Source organism: Pacificibacter maritimus, from assembly GCF_003814915.1.
Classification (GTDB): Bacteria; Pseudomonadota; Alphaproteobacteria; order Rhodobacterales; family Rhodobacteraceae; genus Celeribacter; species Celeribacter maritimus.
In genome coordinates, this window is sequence record NZ_RKQK01000001.1 from 1,026,910 (window position 1) to 1,047,541 (window position 20,632).

At 50.5% G+C, this 20,632-nt stretch carries 20 protein-coding genes; 9 read left to right on the forward strand and 11 right to left on the reverse strand.

The window, feature by feature from the left end; translation table 11 throughout:
• Nucleotides 1-645 carry a leucyl/phenylalanyl-tRNA--protein transferase gene (gene aat, locus EDD53_RS04740; protein WP_123792020.1) on the forward strand — a complete coding sequence of 215 codons (645 nt, stop codon included), beginning with the start codon at nt 1-3 and terminating at the stop codon, nt 643-645.
• Here the strand turns inward: aat and EDD53_RS04745 are convergent.
• The 11 genes from EDD53_RS04745 to EDD53_RS04795 form a co-directional block, all read right to left on the reverse strand.
• Nucleotides 609-1,145 (reverse strand): DUF2155 domain-containing protein, encoded by a 537-nt coding sequence (locus tag EDD53_RS04745; protein ID WP_123792021.1) that lies wholly within the window; start codon nt 1,143-1,145, stop codon nt 609-611. The two genes, aat and EDD53_RS04745, sit on opposite strands and share 37 nt — an antisense overlap.
• Nucleotides 1,142-1,597: an outer membrane lipid asymmetry maintenance protein MlaD gene (mlaD, locus tag EDD53_RS04750; RefSeq protein WP_123792022.1), complete on the reverse strand. Its 456-nt coding sequence runs from the start codon at nt 1,595-1,597 to the stop codon at nt 1,142-1,144. Before mlaD ends, EDD53_RS04745 begins: the two co-directional genes overlap by 4 nt.
• Nucleotides 1,598-1,981: an NADH:ubiquinone oxidoreductase subunit NDUFA12 gene (locus EDD53_RS04755; protein ID WP_123792023.1), complete on the reverse strand. Its 384-nt coding sequence runs from the start codon at nt 1,979-1,981 to the stop codon at nt 1,598-1,600. It abuts the gene before it with no gap.
• 184 nt (nt 1,982-2,165) lie between these two features.
• Nucleotides 2,166-3,434 (reverse strand): ATP-dependent Clp protease ATP-binding subunit ClpX, encoded by a 1,269-nt coding sequence (clpX, locus tag EDD53_RS04760; protein ID WP_123792024.1) that lies wholly within the window; start codon nt 3,432-3,434, stop codon nt 2,166-2,168.
• Between the two features lie 154 nt (nt 3,435-3,588).
• Nucleotides 3,589-4,218 carry an ATP-dependent Clp protease proteolytic subunit gene (locus tag EDD53_RS04765; protein WP_123792025.1) on the reverse strand — a complete coding sequence of 210 codons (630 nt, stop codon included), beginning with the start codon at nt 4,216-4,218 and terminating at the stop codon, nt 3,589-3,591.
• 382 nt (nt 4,219-4,600) lie between these two features.
• A complete protein-coding gene (locus tag EDD53_RS04770; protein ID WP_123792026.1) occupies nt 4,601-4,819 on the reverse strand; it encodes a DUF3329 domain-containing protein in 219 nt (72 codons plus the stop codon).
• 364 nt (nt 4,820-5,183) lie between these two features.
• A complete protein-coding gene (locus tag EDD53_RS04775) occupies nt 5,184-6,038 on the reverse strand; it encodes a metal ABC transporter permease (RefSeq protein WP_123792027.1) in 855 nt (284 codons plus the stop codon).
• Entirely contained in the window at nt 6,035-6,916 is an 882-nt protein-coding gene (locus tag EDD53_RS04780) for a metal ABC transporter permease (RefSeq protein WP_123792028.1), read from the reverse strand. The genes EDD53_RS04775 and EDD53_RS04780 overlap by 4 nt, the downstream gene beginning before the upstream one ends.
• Nucleotides 6,913-7,857 (reverse strand): manganese/iron ABC transporter ATP-binding protein, encoded by a 945-nt coding sequence (locus tag EDD53_RS04785; RefSeq protein WP_281277934.1) that lies wholly within the window; start codon nt 7,855-7,857, stop codon nt 6,913-6,915. Before EDD53_RS04785 ends, EDD53_RS04780 begins: the two co-directional genes overlap by 4 nt.
• A 33-nt stretch (nt 7,858-7,890) precedes the next feature.
• Nucleotides 7,891-8,754, reverse strand: a complete 864-nt coding sequence (locus tag EDD53_RS04790; RefSeq protein ID WP_246002250.1) for a metal ABC transporter substrate-binding protein — start codon at nt 8,752-8,754, stop codon at nt 7,891-7,893.
• A gap of 407 nt (nt 8,755-9,161) precedes the next feature.
• Nucleotides 9,162-10,157: a LacI family DNA-binding transcriptional regulator gene (locus EDD53_RS04795; protein ID WP_123792030.1), complete on the reverse strand. Its 996-nt coding sequence runs from the start codon at nt 10,155-10,157 to the stop codon at nt 9,162-9,164.
• A 157-nt stretch (nt 10,158-10,314) separates the two neighbouring features.
• Here EDD53_RS04795 and EDD53_RS04800 point away from each other — a divergent pair, with 157 nt between their 5' ends.
• The 8 genes from EDD53_RS04800 (at nt 10,315) to EDD53_RS04835 (ending at nt 20,622) form a co-directional block, all read left to right on the forward strand.
• Nucleotides 10,315-11,337, forward strand: a complete 1,023-nt coding sequence (locus tag EDD53_RS04800; protein WP_123792031.1) for an ABC transporter substrate-binding protein — start codon at nt 10,315-10,317, stop codon at nt 11,335-11,337.
• 67 nt (nt 11,338-11,404) lie between these two features.
• Nucleotides 11,405-13,600 (forward strand): ABC transporter permease, encoded by a 2,196-nt coding sequence (locus tag EDD53_RS04805; protein WP_123792032.1) that lies wholly within the window; start codon nt 11,405-11,407, stop codon nt 13,598-13,600.
• Nucleotides 13,597-14,673, forward strand: a complete 1,077-nt coding sequence (locus tag EDD53_RS04810) for an ABC transporter ATP-binding protein (RefSeq protein ID WP_123792033.1) — start codon at nt 13,597-13,599, stop codon at nt 14,671-14,673. Before EDD53_RS04805 ends, EDD53_RS04810 begins: the two co-directional genes overlap by 4 nt.
• A complete protein-coding gene (locus tag EDD53_RS04815; RefSeq protein ID WP_123792034.1) occupies nt 14,670-15,473 on the forward strand; it encodes an inositol monophosphatase family protein in 804 nt (267 codons plus the stop codon). The genes EDD53_RS04810 and EDD53_RS04815 overlap by 4 nt, the downstream gene beginning before the upstream one ends.
• A gap of 927 nt (nt 15,474-16,400) precedes the next feature.
• Nucleotides 16,401-17,639: an MBOAT family O-acyltransferase gene (locus EDD53_RS04820; protein ID WP_246002210.1), complete on the forward strand. Its 1,239-nt coding sequence runs from the start codon at nt 16,401-16,403 to the stop codon at nt 17,637-17,639.
• A 32-nt stretch (nt 17,640-17,671) separates the two neighbouring features.
• Nucleotides 17,672-18,682, forward strand: coding sequence for an alginate O-acetyltransferase AlgX-related protein (locus EDD53_RS04825; RefSeq protein ID WP_170162681.1), 1,011 nt, complete (start codon nt 17,672-17,674; stop codon nt 18,680-18,682).
• Nucleotides 18,679-20,004 (forward strand): alginate O-acetyltransferase AlgX-related protein, encoded by a 1,326-nt coding sequence (locus EDD53_RS04830; RefSeq protein ID WP_123792037.1) that lies wholly within the window; start codon nt 18,679-18,681, stop codon nt 20,002-20,004. The genes EDD53_RS04825 and EDD53_RS04830 overlap by 4 nt, the downstream gene beginning before the upstream one ends.
• 18 nt (nt 20,005-20,022) lie before the next feature.
• The gene (locus EDD53_RS04835) at nt 20,023-20,622 is read left to right on the forward strand and encodes an alginate O-acetyltransferase AlgF (RefSeq protein ID WP_123792038.1); all 600 of its coding nucleotides are present in this window, start codon (nt 20,023-20,025) and stop codon (nt 20,620-20,622) included.
• Nucleotides 20,623-20,632 lie beyond the last annotated feature (10 nt).

A 20,632-nucleotide genomic window follows, 5' to 3' on the forward strand; every position in this document is an offset into this window, starting at 1 on the left:
ATGGACCATACAGAACTTACGCCACAAATGATGCTAAATGCCTATGCCAATGGGGTCTTTCCAATGTCTGAGCACCAAGATGACCCAGAGGTCTTTTGGGTTGATCCGACAGATCGTGGAATTTTTCCATTGGACCAGTTTCACATTTCGCGCAGCTTGGCCAAAGTTATCCGCAGTGAGTGTTTCGACATACGAATAAACACCTGTTTTGATGCGGTTGTCGAAGGCTGTGCTGACCGACCAGAAACATGGATTAACGACACGATCTTTAATCTCTATCGCCAACTTCACGCAGCAGGATTCTGCCACTCGATTGAGGTGTTTCAAGATAACGACTTGGTTGGTGGCGTCTACGGTCTGACGCTTGGTACCGCGTTTTTCGGTGAAAGCATGTTTTCGAGACGGAAAAATGCGTCGAAAGTGGCCCTCGCCTATACCGTGGCACGATTGCGCAGAACTGGCTTTACTCTCTTTGACACACAGTTCATTACGCCGCATCTTGCCTCATTGGGCGCGATTGAAATCCCGCGTGCGGAGTATCATCACCTCTTAGACAAAGCACTTGAAACGCGCGCCGATTTTACCGACCTAAGCGCCCCAGTGACTGCTCAAGATATATTGCAGGTCAGAGGCCAAATATCATAGCGCGCATGATCCATCGCATTCAATGCTGGGCTTGATGCAACCATCCAGCCAGAAAAAACGGGATCTTCAATGCCTTGGGCGTGCACAATGAGATAGGCAAAGGCGTCACCAGATCTATTGTCTTTAGGATAACGGCAGTCGCCCAAAAGAACAGAAATACGCCCGAAAACAACAGGTTGACCTGATACAACTGTTAAATCTTGAACTTCGCCAGTCAGTTTATCAAGCGCACGCAGGTTTGCACCTGAAGCGCTGGACACAGGGACTTGTGTTTCTGTGGTGATGTCTTTCAATTCTTGCTGAAATCCTGAACCAGGAAAGTTTTGCAAGTCTTCCAAGGACAACCCATCACCGCCAAAACCAATCCCACTTTCATCGAGCGGCTCAACAAGAATGTCATCTATGCCCGTTTGAAAGTCGTCCCCTAGACCATTGTCTTGCGCTGCGGCAGACAGGGTGCCAAACAGGATTGCCGCGCAGATAAAGGGCCCAAGCTTCATTCGGAACCTCCGCTCGCTGTCACGAATTTCAACAGAAGATTGATCAAGCTGACAGAGCCTTGAGTGTCTGCGATAACTTGGCCATCTTCGAAATTGAATGCGGAACCACCGGGGACAAGTTCAATAAAGTTGCCCCCCAGCAGGCCTTCTGATGCGATCAAAGCCGCGGTATCATCAGGCAAAAGGATGTCTTTATCCAAGGATAGAACCGCCTCAGCTCGAAAGCTGTCGCGATTAAGCCCCATATCAGTGATCGCGCCGACTTTGACACCAGCTAGGCGCACATCCGTTCCCACGCCGACGCCTTCTGCTGATCGGAATGACGCGGTCAATGTATATCTATCATTGGTGCCATTGGAAAACCCAGTCACCTGCCCCGCATAGAGCAAGAACCCAAGTGCAAGCGCCAATACACCTGCGCCAACGATAACTTCTGTCGTGTTTTCAGACATTTATTCTGGCTGCCATGCCTCGTAGTCACGACGCTCCGCAGGCTGCGCGCGACGAATTGAGCCCGCAGGCGCATAGGCCGCAATGGTGCCCGTTGGGTTGTCAGCATGCGGTTTTTCCCATGCTTTGTGCTCTAGCGGCGTTGTGCCAGGCGCTTCATCAAACGTTTGATGTAGCCAGCCGTGCCAGTCAGGGCTCACACGGGATGCTTCGATCTCGCCATTATAGATCACCCAGCGTTTGCTGTCGTCTTTATTGCGATAATAAATATTGCCTTGCGCATCGTCACCAACCTTGATGCCGTTGCGCCATGTGAAAAGTTGGGTGCCTAGCGTCTGATCATTCCACCAGACGAGCGCACGCAGAGCTGAGTTCACGATGCCCATGGGTAAGCCTTTCGAGTTGTGTTGCTCATTCTATGAACCATTGTTGCGTTAAGGTCCAGCGCAATGGCACCCTTGCAGCGTGTTGTCGCACAAACATTCGCCAACATCAGTCATAGTCTTATTTAGAAACACGTACTCCCAACGGCGACGCTGGGAGTACGGTAGAATTTCTCAAGCGTGCAGATTAGCCAGCGCTGGCTTCTTTTGCATCGGCTTCTGAATAGATCATCAAAGGTTGCGCATCTGTTGTTACAGCCTCTTCGTTCACCACAACTTCGGTGACATTTTCCATGCCTGGCAGTTCAAACATGGTGTCAAGTAAGATGTCTTCCAAGATGGAGCGCAAACCACGCGCCCCTGTTTTGCGTTCGATCGCTCGTTTCGCGATGGCCGACAAAGCTTCCTCGGTGAAAGTGAGTTTGGCTTTTTCCAGTTCGAACAAACGTTGGTACTGTTTCACCAGAGCGTTTTTAGGCTCAGACAGAATGGTGATCAGGGCATCTTCGTCCAGATCTTCCAAAGTCGCCAAAACAGGCAGGCGGCCAACAAATTCGGGGATAAGACCAAATTTTAGCAGATCTTCTGGTTCAAGTTCGCTGAACAATTCACCGACACCGCGCGCTTCGGCATCTTTTACATCTGCACCGAAACCAATGGATGTGCCTTTGCCGCGCTGCGCGATAATGCGATCAAGCCCCGCAAATGCACCGCCGCAGATAAACAAGATATTGGTTGTATCAACCTGCAAGAATTCCTGCTGAGGATGCTTTCGCCCCCCTTGCGGAGGCACGGATGCAACGGTGCCTTCCATGATTTTCAACAAGGCCTGCTGAACGCCCTCGCCAGACACATCTCGTGTGATGGAGGGATTATCAGATTTGCGGGTGATTTTATCAACTTCATCGATGTAAACGATACCGCGCTGCGCGCGTTCGACGTTATATTCAGAGGCTTGTAGCAATTTAAGGATGATATTTTCAACATCCTCGCCCACATAGCCAGCTTCCGTCAAAGTTGTCGCATCAGCCATTGTGAATGGCACATCCAAAATTCGTGCAAGGGTTTGAGCAAGCAAGGTTTTACCACAACCTGTTGGCCCCATCAGCAAGATATTAGACTTGGACAATTCGATATCACCAGCGCCGCTATTGGCATGGTTCAAACGTTTGTAGTGATTGTGCACAGCCACCGACAAAACGCGTTTCGCGGTTGCTTGGCCAATCACATAATCATCGAGCACATTACAGATATCTTTTGGAGACGGAACGCCTTCGGAAGATTTAAGACCCGTAGATTTGGTTTCTTCGCGAATGATATCCATGCAAAGCTCAACACATTCATCACAGATGAAAACTGTTGGGCCCGCGATGAGCTTGCGCACTTCATGTTGGCTCTTGCCACAAAAAGAACAATAGAGCGTATTTTTGCTGTCACCGCTGGACGAGTTCGACATTACAATCCCCTAAGGCTGATCGCCTTTTAATTTCGTGTAGTTGGCCCAGCGTGGGCCAACCAATCTGTCCTTTCATCGAGTGTAGGACAGCGTTTTTGCAGGCACAATGCCAAAATCCCACTCAGACGCGCAGTCAAAGCAGGTATGCATCATGTTATGCGCCAGCTTCGACAGCAGCGCGTGTTTCTACGATGTCATCAATCAGACCAAAGTCTTTGGCATCTTGAGGTGACATAAAGTTGTCGCGCTCAAGCGCATCAACGATGGCTTTCATCTTTTGACCCGTGTGCTTGACGTAGATTTCGTTCAAACGATCTTTGAGCTTTTGAGTTTCTTGGGCATGAATCATGATGTCCGTCGCTTGCCCTTGGTAACCGCCAGACGGCTGGTGCACCATGACGCGCGAATTGGGCAGTGAGAAACGCATCCCTTTTTCGCCAGCAGTCAACAGCAACGACCCCATAGAGGCCGCCTGCCCCATCACCAAAGTCGATACTTTTGGACGGATGTATTGCATGGTGTCGTAGATCGACAGACCAGAGGTAACAACACCGCCTGGGCTATTGATATACATGGAAATTTCTTTTGTTGGGTTTTCCGCTTCCAAGAACAAAAGCTGCGCACAGATCAATGAGGACATGCCATCATGTACTGGGCCGTTTAGGAAAATAATCCGCTCTTTGAGCAGGCGAGAAAAAATATCGAAAGCACGTTCGCCGCGGCTGGTTTGCTCAACCACCATAGGCACAAGCGTGTTCATGTATGTATCAATTGGGTCTTTCATCGGTCCCTGCCTCTTATCTGTCTTCTTGATGGTTAGCGTGGAAGTGTTACTCGAGTCTTAGTAAGACCATCGAGGAGCTGCAAGAGCGCCTGAAATCTTGGACTTTCGCTATGATCTTTTGTTTTTGCCACCAGCGCAAACCGATAAGTTCATTTCCACAGTATTGTGATTTTATATATTTGTTTTCAAAGCTTTAAAATAGCTATTTTGCGCCCTGAGTTGAGGACTGTTTGTGTGTTTAAAACGGCGCCACCCTGAGATGTTGCCCCTTTGCATCAAATTTGTAGAAAATTTTATTAAAATGCCGACTCACTTATATGGCCAGCGTCAAATCGACTTGAGATGCAGAACGCCCCCAAACCATGCCCTAAAATAGAAAGAACTAAGCATCAGGCGGGGGCTGGGTGTAATCGGCGGGATTATAAACAATAAAGAACTGATGCACCAAATATCCGCCCGCGGCCAAAAACAAGGCCCCAAAGGTTTTGTTGCCGTAGCTCAGTTCAACGCCTGCCCAAATCAAACACACCACACAGGCCAAAGCTCTGCGCCACACGGGTTTAAAAAATGGGGTTTTCACATTCCAAAAAGACTTTTTCATGCATCCATGTTCACGCCAACGCGCACCAGATACAAGGGCAAAATGTGCCGAGATCTAGTCGAGCTTTAGCGCAGCCGCAGTCAATCGTGGGCAGCCAACACAAGACCCTGAACACACAACCTTGGAAGATTGCGACTTTAACGGTTTTTTCGCACGTGTGGCGGGCCCAACAGGCGGTTCAACCCATTGTGTGCGAAAATTTTGCCGCCCGAGGAGGCAGTCCAGAACGAAAGAAAGAGGGTTAATTTCAACCATGATACAGCCCAATGCAGACACCTAATGTTATGCATTCACTAGGCAGTCCGCATGACGAACATATGAAGGTTTCACTGCGGTTTGGTAAACTTTTGCACAGCGGGCGTCCCTATGAAGGCGCTTGAGCCGCCAATCGAGAATGCCTTCGCGTGATCTGCAAACGGCGCACAAAGGCCACAAGGAACACCACTGTCAGGATCAAGACGATGGTTGGCGCAGGCGCACTATCAAGATAAAAACTGGCATAGACGCCAGCGCCCATCGAAAATGTGCAGGCCAGCATTGCGACCACCATCATCTGAGCAAAACGCCGCGCAATCAAAAAAGCAATAGCGCCCGGTGTTACCAAAAGCGCCACAGCCAAGATCAATCCGACTGCGCTGAGGGTGGCAACGATGATCAGTGACAATGCTGTCAGCAGACCGTAATGCAAAATATGAGTGTTCAAACCCGACGCCTGCGCTTGCGCGGGGTCGAAAGCGTGCAGCAAAAGGTCTTTCCACTTCAACAGCATGACAGCCGTGACCAAAAGGCCAATCAGCCCTGCGGTCCACAAGTCTTGCGCGCCAACCCCCAACATATTGCCGAATAGGATGTGATCCAAATGTTCGTTTGTGGTGATCGAGGTGTATAAGATGATGCCCAGCCCGAACATCCCCGCAAAAACAACCCCCATCACAGTGTCTTTTTTCACCCGACTATGATCCGATAAATACCCAGTTGCCACGGCGCAGGTCATACCCGCAATGAATGCGCCAAGGATGAGTGGCAGCCCAAAAATCCACGCCAAGACAATGCCAGGGAGCGTCGCATGGCTGACCGCATCGCCCATCAAAGCCCAACCTTTGAGCACCAAGAAACACGATAAAATCGCTGTAGGAGGTGCGATCAAAAGGATGATCCAAAAGGCATTTTGCATAAAGCCAAATTGGAACGGTTGCAGCACAATCTCTAAAACAGTCATGTCTTTTCACCCGCATCCAAAACCTGCGATTGAGCAGCCAAACGCGCTATGCGTTTGCTTGCTATAACGCCGTGTTTCGGAGCAAACACAAAGGCCAATAGGAACAACGCGGTTTGAAGAACCACGATGATACCGCCCGTCGCCCCATCCAAAAAGTAACTGGCATAAGCGCCGACAAAACAGGTCATAGCGCCGATGACGACACTCACGATCAGCAAGCGTTCAAAACGGTCGCATAGCAAATAGGCCGTGGCGCCTGGTGTCACGACCAAAGCGATCACCAAAAACGCCCCCACCGTCATCATTGCAGCGACAATTGATGCAGAAAGAAGCATGAAAAAGATGGCCTTTAACAGCTCTGGACGCAAGCCGATCGACCGCGCGTGGGTTTCATCGAAAAACACCACCATAAGGTCTTTCCATTTTGTCAAAAGCACCACCAAACACACAAGGCCAATGATCACCAATTGCAAGGTGTCTTCTGGCGTGATGGCCAAAATATTGCCCATGATGATCGTTTGGATGCTCACGGACATTGGCGAGAGGGACACCATGAACAGGCCGAGGCCAAAGAATGATGTAAAGATGATGCCGATAATCACGTCAATTTTCAGACCTGAGCGTTCTGACAGAAACAACATCGCGCCTGCAGCCAACCCGCCAGCGATGAATGCGCCCAGCGCAAACGGAAGCCCCAGCATGTAAGCACCAGCAACGCCGGGCACCACCGAATGGCTCAGCGCATCGCCAATCAAAGACCAGCCTTTCAGCATCAAATAGGCCGACAAAAATGCGCACACGCCGCCAACGAGCGCAGAAACCCACATGGCGGTAAACATGTAACGATACGAAAACGGTTCCAGCAGAAGATCGATCATGAGGCGTCTTCTTTTACTGCGCCACGTGATGGGGTCACATTAGGTGCTGCCCCCGCTCTCTCCGCATCCTCTTGCTCAGCGCGCTTGGCCCCATACATAACGAAAGGGCGTTCATCATCAGAAATGATCCGTACTTCACGGGCGTCATCATCATCGTGCAATTCGTCACCCCCTAGGGTGAAATGGCGCAAGACACCACCAAAGGCGCGCTCCAGATTGTCATGGGTAAACACATCTTCGGTTAAACCATAGCCCAGCACAGTGCCTTTGACCAAAACCGTACGATCACAAAAATGCGGCACGGACCCCAGATTATGGGTCGAAACCAACATCACGCGCCCCTCGTCGCGCAATTCACGCAAGAGCGCGATGATCTGTTCTTCGGTTTTCACATCCACGCCCGTGAAAGGTTCGTCTAACAAAATCACCTGACCGTCTTGGGCCAAGGCACGCGCAAGAAACACGCGCTTGCGTTGTCCGCCTGACAGTTCCCCGATTTGGCGTTTGCGGAAATCTTGCATATTCACACGCGCCAAGGCCTGATCAACAGCCGCATGATCTGCGGCTTTGGCACGACGGAAAAACCCCATTTTACCATAGCGGCCCATCATGACCACATCTTCCACCAAGACAGGGAAAGCCCAATCGACGTCTTCCGCTTGGGGCACATAAGCCACCAGATTTTCACGCAGGGCTTGTTTGACAGATTTCCCCAATAGGCGAATATCGCCTTGGGACGCAGGCACAAACCCCATGATCGCTTTGAACAGGGTTGATTTGCCCGCACCATTCACCCCCACCAAAGCAGTGATCGTCCCGCGGGGGATTTCAAAACTGGCTTTGTGCAGTGCCATATGGCCGTTACGATAGGTCACTGTGACATCATGCGCCATGATGCCGCTGTCTTGCGTCGTTTGGGGATGGGCTAAAGCTTGCGTCACAAAGATATCCTTAAAAAGGCGAGGCTTAGAAGACTATTTGGGATCTTTGGTCAACCCGTCAACCACGGTTTCAGCCGTGACACGCAATAAATCCAAATAGGTTGGCACAGGGCCATCGGATGTGCTGAGGCTGTCCACGTAAAGTGCGCCACCGTAGCGTGCCCCTGTTTCACGCGCCACCTGTTTCGCAGGCGATGTGTTTACAGTGCTTTCGCAGAACACCACGGGAATATCATTGTCGCGCACCCCATCTATGACACTGCGCACCTGTTGAGGTGTGCCCGTTTGATCCGCATTCATCGGCCATAGATACAGTTCCTTGAGACCAAAATCACGCGCGAAATAGCTAAATGCCCCCTCACAGGTCACCAGCCAGCGTTTGTCTTCGGGCAATTCAGACAGTTTGGACCGCAAAGGTTCGATCGTCGCGCGAATTTCGTCTTTGTACTGTGCTGCATTATCAGCATAGATCTGCGCGTTCTCAGGATCAGCTTTGCTTAAAGCCGCCTCGATATTGGTGATATAGACCATCGCAGACTCCAACCCCATCCAAGCGTGGGGATTGGCCTTGCCTTCATAGCTGCCTGCGGCAATCGAAATAGGATCTATCCCGACAGATAGCGTTGCAGATGGAATATCTCCAAGGTTGGACAAAAACTGTTCGAACCACAGCTCTAAATTCAACCCGTTCCACAAAATCAAATCCGCATCTAGGGCGCGCACGATATCGCGCGGTGTGGGATCATAGCCGTGGATTTCTGCGCCTGGCTTGGTGATAGAAACAACCTCTGCCGCCTCTCCTGCCACATTCTGTGCCATCTCGGCCAAAACGGTAAATGTCGTGACGACCTTCAATTTATCTTCGGCGGCTACCGTGGGCAAAGCCTGTAAAGCCATCAATCCTGTTGAAAGGCCTATACAGGTTTTAAAGCGCGTAAATGTAGACATTGCGTCCTCCATGAACATCAGTTGCCTTGTGTAGATGCAAGTTTTTGCGGCCTGTCAAGTAGTTGCGAACGATTCTCAACTAAAGCTTAGGTTTTCGCAACTGGCAACGCATTCATCCCCTTTGACACCATAGAGTGCTGCTAAAAAGCACAGGGCAACACCTCGACTGCGCCATGTCGCGCCCGCGCAGCCCCTCCCCTGATTCTCGACAGCTGTGCGCGTGATTAATTTGGAATGGCATTTTGTGTCTGATGCGAGCGTCAAGGAACGGCAGACCTATCAGGGGGGCGCAACAGATGACCGTAAACCGACACGGCACATACCGCGCCACGGTATGCCTGCTGGAAGGATCACATCTATCCGCGAATGCTTCCACGCCAAATCAGACGCGACTTAAGGGAAACGGCCCTTGGGGCATCATCTGAGGGGTGTGACAGGCTTTCGATTGCTGCCTTGGCAATTTCGCGCAGGGGCTGACGAAAGGTGGTCAGGTCATAACTTTCCCAGCTGGCCTCTTCAACGTCATCAAATCCGATAACACAGACATCCTTGGGAACATCTAATTTAAAGCGCCGCCGCGCCGCATCCATGACGCCAAACGCAATCAAATCAGTGCTACAAAACACACCATCGGGGCGGTTTTCGCGCGTCATTAAACGCGTTCCGACATCAAGTCCTGTTTGGTATGATGTCATTCCTGAGACTTCCAATATCACATCTTGGCCTGCGTCTTGTGCGGCGGACATAAAGCCGCGTGCGCGACTTTCCAAACTCGGTGTGCCCGCAAGGGAAGATGCCATAGCCAATCGCGTACAGCCTGCTGCCATCAGGGCCGCAAAGGCTTGTCGACCTGCGGCTTCGTCATCTAATCGAATTTGGGTTGCGCCGCGTCGTTCTTCGTCGCGATTGATCAAAACCAGCCGCATTCCATTTCTTAAACAGGTTTCTGCAAGTGAACTGTCTGGCATGCCCGACAAAACAATGGCCGCATCAGTGCGGTAGGCAATGGCCTTGCGCAGAGCTTGGGAGACGCTTTCGTCGGAACGATCTGTGTTAATTAAAAGGCTCACTTTGCCTGCGGCCTGTAGATGTTCGGTCAGGGCCGCCAAAAGTTTGGATCGGTAGGGCGTGCCGATTTCTGAGGCAATCAAGGCCACAATCCCTGTGTTCGACGTGATCAATCCGCGCGCTAAGTGATTGACATGGTAACCCAATTCATCTGCTGCAGCATGCACCTTGGCGCGCGTTTCTGCGGATACGCTGGCCCCAGGTGTGAAAGTCCGCGATACGGCCGCGCGAGAAACCCCTGCAAGCTCTGCGACATCTTTTGCGCTCACCTGTGTTCGTGCCATTTTCGATGTCCCAATATATATATCGATCAGCTTTGCATACTTAAAATACGCCAATAAAAGCTATTTTGAAATAGTTTTATTGACAAAGTCTGATTCTTTTCACAACCTATTGCACAGGTGTGCAAACACCGCCTCATTTGAGGTTAGGGAGGAAAATATGACTAAATTGAAACTGGCCCTGCTGGGCTGCGCTGCGATTTTGCCCGCAGGCGCGATGGCAGATGAGTTGAATCTAATCTGCTCTGCTGATGTTGTGATCTGCGAACTTTTGGTCAACGAATTTGAGAAAAGTCACAGTGAAATCGATGTAAACATGGTGCGACTCTCATCGGGAGAAGCATTCGCAAAAATCCGTGCTGAATCGCGCAATCCCCAAACCGATTTATGGTGGGGCGGCACGGGCGACCCCCATTTGCAGGCAGCAACAGATGGTTTAAGCGCCGAATACAAATCGCCCATGCTGGATCAGCTGCAAGATTGGGCGCAAGGCCAAGCTGAAGTGTCGGGATATCACACCGTTGGCGTCTATTCTGGCGCTCTGGGCTGGGGGTACAATCGCGAGATCTTGGAAAAGAAAGGTGTAAGTGCACCGCAATGTTGGGCCGATCTATTGGACCCTGCTTTGAAAGGTGAAATCCAGATTGCCGATCCAAACTCATCAGGCACGGCTTACACAACATTAGCCACTTTGGTGCAGCTGATGGGGGAAGATGAAGCCTTTGATTTCTTGAAAAAGATGCACCTTAACGTTTCGCAATATACCAAATCTGGTTCAGCCCCTGTAAAATCGGCCGCTCGCGGCGAAACGGGTTTGGGCATTGTGTTCCAACATGACGCGGTATCACAGGCCGTTGCTGGCTTCCCGATTGAAGTGGTCGCCCCTTGTGAGGGGACGGGATATGAGATCGGATCGATGTCAGTGATAGATGGCGCACAGAACCTTGATCAAGCTAAGATCTTTTATGATTGGGTGCTCACCGCAGAGGTGCAAAATTTGATGCCAAATGCTGGGTCTTATCAAATCCCGTCAAACGCCAGTGCGATTGCGCCCAAAGAGGCCCCAGATTTATCGACAGTCAAACTGATCGATTATGATTTTGCTCAATACGGAGCATCGGAGCGTCGCAAAGCCTTGCTGTCTCGCTGGGATGATGAAATCGGCAGCTTGCCACTAGAATAATTCGATACGGGGCGTGGCTACACAGCCATGCCCCGCCACGCTGCTTTACATCAAATGGCAAATTCACATGAAAGATAACCGCAGGCTCGATTTGATCCTCGCGGCCGGGATTTTTGCGCTTATCGCACTGCCTTGGTACCGCGTTCGGTCTGGATTTTTCAGCTTTGACTGGCTGACCGATATCATTAGCTCAGATAACCTTTGGCCAGGATTGGTACAGGCGCTTACAGGGCGCTTGCAGCTCTGGCCCGTTATCATTTTGCTTGGCGCTACACTTTATTTACGCGTGACCCAGCCCCCAGAACAACGCGGCAAAGCCCTGAGTTGGATCGGCGCACTGGGCTTGGTGTGGATGTCTATAGAAGGCTTATCCATTGGCCTGCGTGGTTGGAATTGGGGTCAATTGCAAACCATGTTTGGCGATGTGGCAGGTCAGCCCGCCTTTGGTGCGGGGGCCGTGGTTATCGGTGTCGTTTTTGCTTTGCTGATTGCATTCGGCCAAGCAGAACGTGGCGCCTTAAAAGGGGATGCCTTTGTCATTGGCGCTATCACTTTGCTGGTGCTTTTGGTGGCCACTTTTGTCTTTTATCCACTCGCTTCGATGTTTATTGGCGCGTTTCAAGATTTTGATGGCTCTTTCACCAGTGAAGGCGTTCTGAGCAATATAGTAGATCCCAAAATCTGGTCTTTATCTTGTCTCATTGGCGGCAATTGCGGTGTGGCATGGCGGACCTTTTTTCTTGCCATTTGCACCGCAACTGGCAGCACTTTGCTGGGCTTGTGTTTCGCTTTGGTGGCCACGCGCACAGGATTTAGATTTAAAAAATCATTGCGGCTTTTAACAGTCCTGCCAATCATCACGCCGCCTTTTGTTGTGGGTCTTGCTCTTACGATGATGCTGGGGCGTTCTGGCATGGTCACCCATTGGATCGAAGCCCTGACAGGTTGGGAACTTGGCCGCTGGCTTTATGGTCTGACTGGAATTTGGATCGCGCAGATGCTCAGCTTTACACCTATCGCCTTTTTGGTGTTGATCGGTGTTGTCGAAGGCATCAGCCCCTCCATGGAAGAAGCCAGTCAGACGCTAAGATCTGATCGCTGGCGCACGTTCAAAAAGGTATCGTTGCCTCTCATGGCTCCGGGGCTGGCGAATGCATTCTTGATCGGTTTTATTGAATCCATGGCCGACTTTGGGAATCCGCTGGTGCTCGGTGGCTCAGGTGGCGTCTTGTCGACCGAAATATTTTTCGCCGTTGTCGGCGCGCAAAACGACCCGTCCCGTGCGGCAGTTTTAGCAACTGTGCTGTTGATCTTCACCCTATCGGCCTTTTTGTTGCAGCGCTTTTGGTTGTCGGGCAAAAACTTTGCCACTGTCACAGGAAAAGGCGATGGAGGGCGTCATGCCCAGCTGCCCAAACGCGTTGGTTGGCCTGTCACAGCGATTGTGATTTTCTGGGGCGCCTTCACGCTTTGCGTTTATACAATGGTTCTTTTCGGCGGCTTCGTGAAGCTTTGGGGCTTGGATCATACATTGACCTTTGATCACTACATCCGCGCCTTTGGGATTACATGGGATGGCGGCATGAACATGGTCGGTGTCGCATGGGACAGTTTCTGGACAACACTGAAAATCGCGTTGATTGCAGCGCCGCTCACCGCAGCTGTTGGGCTTTTGACTGCATGGTTGATTGTGCGTCAAAACTTTCCAGGGCGGTCGGTGTTTGAATTTGCTTTGATGATGAGTTTTGCAATTCCTGGAACGGTCATTGGCATCAGCTACATCATGGCATTCAACCTGCCCCCCCTACAGATGACGGGCACGGCCGTGATCTTGATCGCATGCTTTGTCTTTCGCAATATGCCGGTTGGTGTGCGGGGCGGAGTTGCGGCTATGGCGCAGCTCGATGCATCCTTGGATGAAGCATCTTTAACCCTTGGCGCCAGCTCTGCGCGCACGATGCGCAAAGTGATTTTGCCACTGATGAAGCCCGCGATCCTTGCTGCATTGGTCTATAGTTTTGTGCGCGCGATCACATCCATTTCAGCCGTCATTTTCTTGGTCAGCTCGAAATACAATATGGCAACAGCCTATATCGTCGGTCTGGTCGAGAATGGAGAATACGGCGTGGCTATCGCATATTCGTCGGTTCTGATTTTCGTGATGATTGCGGTCATCGGTAGTTTCCAACTGCTGGTTGGCGAACGTCGCATTCGCCGCCAAGCCTCCCCCCAATTCGCCCATGATAAGGAAAAAATAGTATGAGCAACTCATTTCATGGCGCTGTAGAGTTTCGCAATGTTCGAAAAGAATTTGGCAAATTCACCGCCATTCCTGCGTTAAGTTTAGATATCAAACCCGGTGAATTGGTCACCCTCTTGGGGCCGTCAGGCTGCGGGAAAACGACAACTTTACGCATGCTGGCGGGGCTAGAAAGCCCAACGGCAGGACAAATCCTGATCGGGGGTCAAGATGTCACCCGACTTCCTGCGGATCGTCGAGATGTGTCGATGGTCTTTCAAAGCTACGCCTTATTTCCCCATATGACTGTGGTTCAAAACGTCGCCTACGGTTTGGAAGCAGGCGGCATGACTGCAAAAAAATCCCATGCTGCGGCTGAGGATGCCTTGGCTTTGGTCGGATTAAAAGGGCTTGGGCAGCGTTTGCCTGCCGAGCTGTCAGGGGGGCAACAACAACGTGTGGCCGTTGCGCGTGCCTTGGTGCTTGAACCACAGGTTTTGTTACTGGATGAACCGCTGTCAAATCTAGATGCGCGCCTGCGACGCCACGTGCGCACAGAAATTCGCGAACTTCAGCAGCGTTTGGGATTTACTGCGGTTTATGTGACCCATGACCAAGAAGAAGCGCTGGCTGTTTCTGACCGTATTGTGGTGATGAAAGATGGCCATGTCGAACAAATCGGCACGCCGCGAGACCTGTATGAAGCCCCTGCCTCTGAGTTTATTGCTGACTTCATTGGCGAGGCAAATGTTGTCGATGCGCAGGTGATCAGCGTGAAAGACGATCAGGCTGAGGTTGATCTTGGGGGGGTGATTTTATCGCTGCCTGCGCGCGACGCAAAAATTGGCCCCGTACGGGTGTCTTTGCGCGCCAATGCGATGCGTGTGCGTCAATCCACTGAAAACACCTCTGGTGTCGCGGGGGTTATCGCCACATCGGCCTATCTTGGCGATCATGTAGAGTATGAAATCGACGGCCCTTTGGGGCGTATTTTTGCCGTTGATGACGAAAGCGATACACCCTTGCCAGAAGGGACAGCCGTGCGGCTTGACCTGCGCCTGCGCGGTATTGCCCTTATCCCAGCAGGTGCAAAATGACCTATACACCAAGCAAACGCCTGACCATCGCCCAAGATATTGCCAAGATTGCAGGCCAACTGGCATTGGATCACTTTCACAACCGTGATGCGCTGATCATCGAACAAAAACGCCATATCACCGATTTGGTGTCAGAAGCGGACCGTGCTGTTGAAACCTTGATCCGTGATGCTCTGCGCGCTGCCTTTCCTGAGGATGCGCAATTGGGTGAAGAACACGGGCTGAGCGAGGGCACATCCGATTTTACTTGGGTGATCGATCCGATAGATGGCACAGCGCCCTATCTGAATGGCCTGCCTGGCTGGTGTGTCTCAATTGGGGGCTGTGATAAGGATGGGCCTGCTCTAGGTGTGATCTTTGCCCCAATGCTGAATGAAGTGTTTGTGGCTGAACGCGGCGGTGGCGCATTCTTGAATGGCACGCCCATTTCAGCCACTTCGGGTGATCTACGATCTGGCCTGTTGGGCATAGGGGCAAATGACCGTGTGGACAGCGCGCGGGTCGGACACCTGCTGACGGATCTCATGGATGCGGGCAGTGCTTGGGTGCGCTACGGATCTGGCGCATTGATGCTGGCTTGGGTCGCGGCAGGCCGTTTGGTTGGATATGCCGAACCACGCATGAGCGCATGGGATTGCATGGCAGCCTATTGCCTGATCCGAGAAGCTGGGGGACAAGTGCTTCCTTTTCCGCAAGACAAAGAACACATCACGCAGCCTGCGCCGGTTCTTGCTGCGGGGCCAAAAAGCTTCGATGAGTTGGTGCGCATCTGTGCTTTCAAAAACCAAGATGGCTGGTAGCGCTTGGTGCAAGTCTAGAACGGATCAGCACAGCAGGTCCGTTCTCAACAAGGTCGCAGATTTGGGAAACAGATGATGTTCCGACATAAGGATCAATGCGAGCTTCAAATCCTCTTTTGACGGCACATCGCTATCCCGACACCCCGTGAGGTTTCGCATGCGCGCTCAGACCCGTGACGCTGCATATGCTCAATGTTCGGCGTAGACGCGACCAAGATCATCAGCCCCCTGCCCTCAGCATTTGTTTCGCTCAAGACCAGTGGCAGGTCACCGCGCCAGACTGAAGTGGCCCTCCTTTTTAGGACAGCTTCGCGGATTGGCTAGGATGCATCATGTTTCTACTCATGCGGCGTTTCGTGTATCCACTTGGAAGACGTATGAAATGCTGGGGGTTTGCTTATCGAGTACGGTATTTGGGCATTCAAAATTATAGAACCCAATCCAGATAATAACAGCCACATCTCGGCGCAAGCTTGAGCGATAGATGTCAATTCATTCCACCGAGTTCAAAAACAAAACGAGGGATCATTTGGGGGGATCAAAAAAACCTAAGACCTAATTTTAGGAAAAAATCTCGCTCAAAATGGAAGGATGACCGAACAAACATTTGGAGCGCCTATGCTAAATAGGTGCATTTCAGCACCAACGATCACCCTAAGGTAAGCATTGCGCATTTGAGATGCGTTGACTGAAAGACACGAGCATGTAAATAAAAGTGTATTAATTCAGCCATGGCTTCATGGGTGAGGCCAACGAAAGCTCTGAATTGTGATATTTTCGACCAATATATTCGTGTTCGTATTCTTACCACTATTTCTTGCAGTCTATTACGTCAGCCCATGGCGCATAAAGTCATACGTTATCCTCGCAGCATCCTATGCATTTTACGGATGGTGGCGCGTTGAATACCTCTTGCTTATCTTCATCATGTCCGCTTTTTCATTTTATATGGCAAAAGCGGCGCTGACTGCGCCCACTCAACACTGGCGCAAACGTGCAATGATCACAGGGGTCACAGGCGACTTGCTGTGTTTGGGGTATTTCAAATATGCAAACTTCTTTGTGGATAATGCCAACGGAATTCTCACCTTTGCGGGCTCAGACGGCCTTTCCGTTGCGGATGTGTTGCTTCCCATAGGGATTTCATTTCACACGTTTCAATCAATTTCCTACGTTATAGATGTCTATCGCAAAGACGCCCCACCCGCGCGGCGACTTGTTGACTTCTTAGCCTTTGGAGCGCTGTTTCCACAGCTGATTGCAGGCCCCGTATTACGTTACAAAGACCTTGCAAATCAGTTCGTCGAGCGCAGTCATTCGTTGGAACTATTCACCAAAGGCGTGTATCGATTTTTCCTCGGGCTGGCGATGAAGGTCTTGATCGCCGACAGTGTTTCCCCGCTTGCGGATCGTATTTTTGCACTGCCCAATCCGACATTCTTTGAAAGTTGGCTTGGCGCCTTAGCATACACATTTCAATTGTTTTTCGATTTTGCGGGCTACTCTGCAATGGCAATTGGATTGGGGCTAATGATTGGATTTCAGTTCATTGAGAATTTTAACAGTCCATACATCAGCCGATCCATAACAGAATTCTGGCAACGCTGGCACATCTCACTGTCAACTTGGTTGCGTGATTATCTCTACATTCCTCTCGGTGGAAATCGGCGTGGCAAAAAACGCACCTACGTTAATCTTGTCCTCACAATGGTGCTGGGTGGATTTTGGCACGGGGCCAATTGGACATTTCTGATTTGGGGCATTTGGCACGGCGGTATAATGGCGCTTGAGCGCGCTATGGGCGGCAAAGGTAAAGACACGGTGTGGCCGAAAACCATTGCGCTTCCATTGACCTTTTTACTCGTGGTGCTGGGATGGGTTGTCTTTCGCGCGCCCGATCTGTCATCAGCCTTTGCGATGTATGGTGGCATGATTGGACTGAATGGCATCGCGATCACTCCCAATGTGGCATGGCAAATCCAAACCTCTGAACTCGTATTAATGGCCTGCGCTGGTGTACTTTGCTTCATGCCTCTCTTTACCTCTTGGCACATTGATCGTTTGGCCCCAAAGTGGAAAGCAACCGCCTATATAATTCTGACAGTTCTCGCCGTGACGCGCATGGCGTCACAAAGTTATTCTCCGTTCCTGTATTTCCAGTTTTGACTATGATTGATCGCATAACAGGCCCAGTCGTCATGGCTGTAATTGCACTGATTGGCGCAGCGAGCCTCTGGCAAACCGATTGGCAGCCCGCTGTGTCCAAACCATTTGAGGATGGCGTAACACAACCCGCATTAGAAGATGCATTCGACAAGGGGTTGATCCCGCGCAAGACGTCAATTCATTTGTGGAATGCCTTTCGCTATGCTGTCTTTAGCGAGACATTGCCCGGAGCTGTCCCAGGAAAGGATGGCTGGCTTTTCACAGATGAAGAGTTTGAAACAGGCCACGACTACGCCGATAAGACGCAAGCCCAATTGATGCGGATCGTTGAAGCCACGCGTCAACTCGAAGGTGCAGGTGCAACAGTAATCATTGCCCTGTTGCCTGATAAAGCACGTGTAATGTCTGAAAAGCTATCAAAGCATAGATCACCGCAAGTCGAAGCGCGATATGATATGGCTTTGGACTACCTGACAGAAAAAGGGATCGCTGTAGATGACCTAAGGGATGCGCTACAACTCGCTAAATCCGGTGGGGACGTCTTTATGCGCACCGACACCCATTGGTCTCCCCATGGCGCCAAACAGGTCGCAAATACGATCGCGCACCGCATCCAAACTGCGACAACTGAACGAACCGAATTTATCACTGAGATGACAGGCGTTGAACGCAACGAAGGGGATTTGGTGACCTTTGTCGATTCAGGTCAACTGTCGATGGCGCTGGGATTATCGCCAGAACCTTACGAGACGTTTGTAACAACGCAAACCGCGAGTGTGGACGCTGGGTTAAGCCTGTTCGACGATACCGTTGTTCCCGCGACCCTCATTGGTACCAGCTATTCAGCAATTCAAAACTGGAACTTCGAAGGCTTCTTAAAAGAGGCCAGCCAAACAGACATTCTAAACCGAGCTGAAGAAGGCCGCGGCCCCTTCGCGCCCATGGATGACTATCTAAAACAAATCACATCAGGAGAGCCCGTGCCGCAAATCGTGGTCTGGGAAATTCCTGAGCGTTACCTGACTGTAGAGGCTTCTCAATGATCAAAAACTCTCTTGTTTTTTTAAGTTTTATATTCGCGGCCTCGCCTGTACTTGCACAAGATTGTCCCATTGGATCTTCGGCCCTACAAGGCCCAACAGTTTACGACAACATGATGTACGATCCGGATACGAAATGGATCGTTCCCAGTAGTGATGTAAATTTGAGAGGATATGACGTTGATAATTTCTTTTTAATAGCTCTTATCAATCGTGAAATCGAGCGACGTGGCGGACGATTGGCTGTAGTCTTTCCACCAAAGCGAGGGCTGTTTATACCAGATGAGGTTTACACTAAAGCGCGTGACATTTTGGAAGGGTCTCCAAAACAAGATCTATTAGAAGAATACAATTCAATTATAAAACAGCTAGAGGACACTGGGGCGATAGTTCCACAGACCTATTCCGCATTCTCCAATCTTCAGCAGCCCTACTTTCAGGCGGACCATCATTGGAAACCAGAGGCTGCTGCCGCCGCGGCACTTGCCGTTTGGGATGCGTTGGCAGATGTTGGTATTTTACGCATTCCATTAGATGATGGTGGGTATGTATTTGGGCCACAATCTAGGGAATATAAAGCTGGTAGCTATGCGCGAGTTTTCAACGACGAGTGCCGTACTAAAATTTTTGATGAATCTTACGTGTATTCAAGCACCTATAAAACAGCAGCCAGAAATTTAGATCAAGCTGACAGTCTGTTCGGTGATGCCTCAGATGAAAATTTTGACGTCACTTTACTTGGCACCAGTTTTTCTGCGGAAAGCTCGAACTTCCAATTCTACGGTGCATTGAGCTATTTCCTTCAGGCACCAGTTGAAAATATTGCTGTGGCGGGGGGCGCTATTGATGCATCCTTTGAAATCTTACAAACACAGTCAGAATTGTTGGACGCAAATCTTGTTGTCTGGGAAATAGCCCCAAATCATTTTCCTATCGTAAGCCACAAGCTGCGTTCGGCGACTGCAACGGTTCTTGGGGGATGTAACACATCCTCCAGCATACAAACCATTAGCACGCAAAGCGATGGTTGGTCTGACTGGCTTTCGGTAGACAAGCAAAGTGCTTTGGTGGAATTGGATACTCAAGAGTATTTTAGTGGACAGATTCTAGTCGAAGCGGGCTTTGGTGAAGCCGTTGAGAGTGTGATCATCGAAAAGTCGGAAAGGACTCCAAAAGAGGATCGCACGAGCGTATGGAAAACCTTTGTTGGTAAATTTGACGCAGATGGTGACATTACACTGCCAGACAGCATTCGTCTTAAAATTGTTGATGCAACACAAGACTATGAAATAAGCGTGGCGCATTGCCAAATGGAAAATATTTAACATGCGGAAAGTTATGACATGGAAACTATAAAAAACATTTGTAAAGAAAGCTGCGGACTTTTGCGTGTCACGGCAGTTGCAATGTCGATTTTTCTGGCGTGTTCTGGTCAGGCCTTCGCGCAAGACGAAGAACTCTATGGCGCGCCCCTTCCCGACGACGCCGCCTTTGTACGTGCTTTGGGTGCGCATGAGAGTGTTGCAGTTGATGCTTTTGGCGTAACGCTGACCAATGAGGGTGACTATACCGTCATTCTTGCAGGCTCCACCGATGGTATTGAGACCGATCAATATATTACCATACTGCCAGCCGCCACCGTTCTCCATCCTGCTCATGAAGACGCAGCAAAAGTGCAAGTTGGTTTTTTCAATGTTGGATATGAAGCCGACCTCGCGCTAAAAACCGCGGACGGAAAAGTCACTATCGCTGAAGCCGCCCTCAACAGCGCTGGTTTTCGCGAGGTTAATCCAATAGTGGTCCCTGTTGCAGTTTTCGATGGCGATAAAATGCTTGGAGAAAGCATCGAATTAAAGCTACGCCGCGGTGAGAACCCAACAATTTTTGCCCAACAAGACGGCACAGTCACGACAATCGTTTCAAAAATCATTTGGGACGAATGAAAAAATTAAG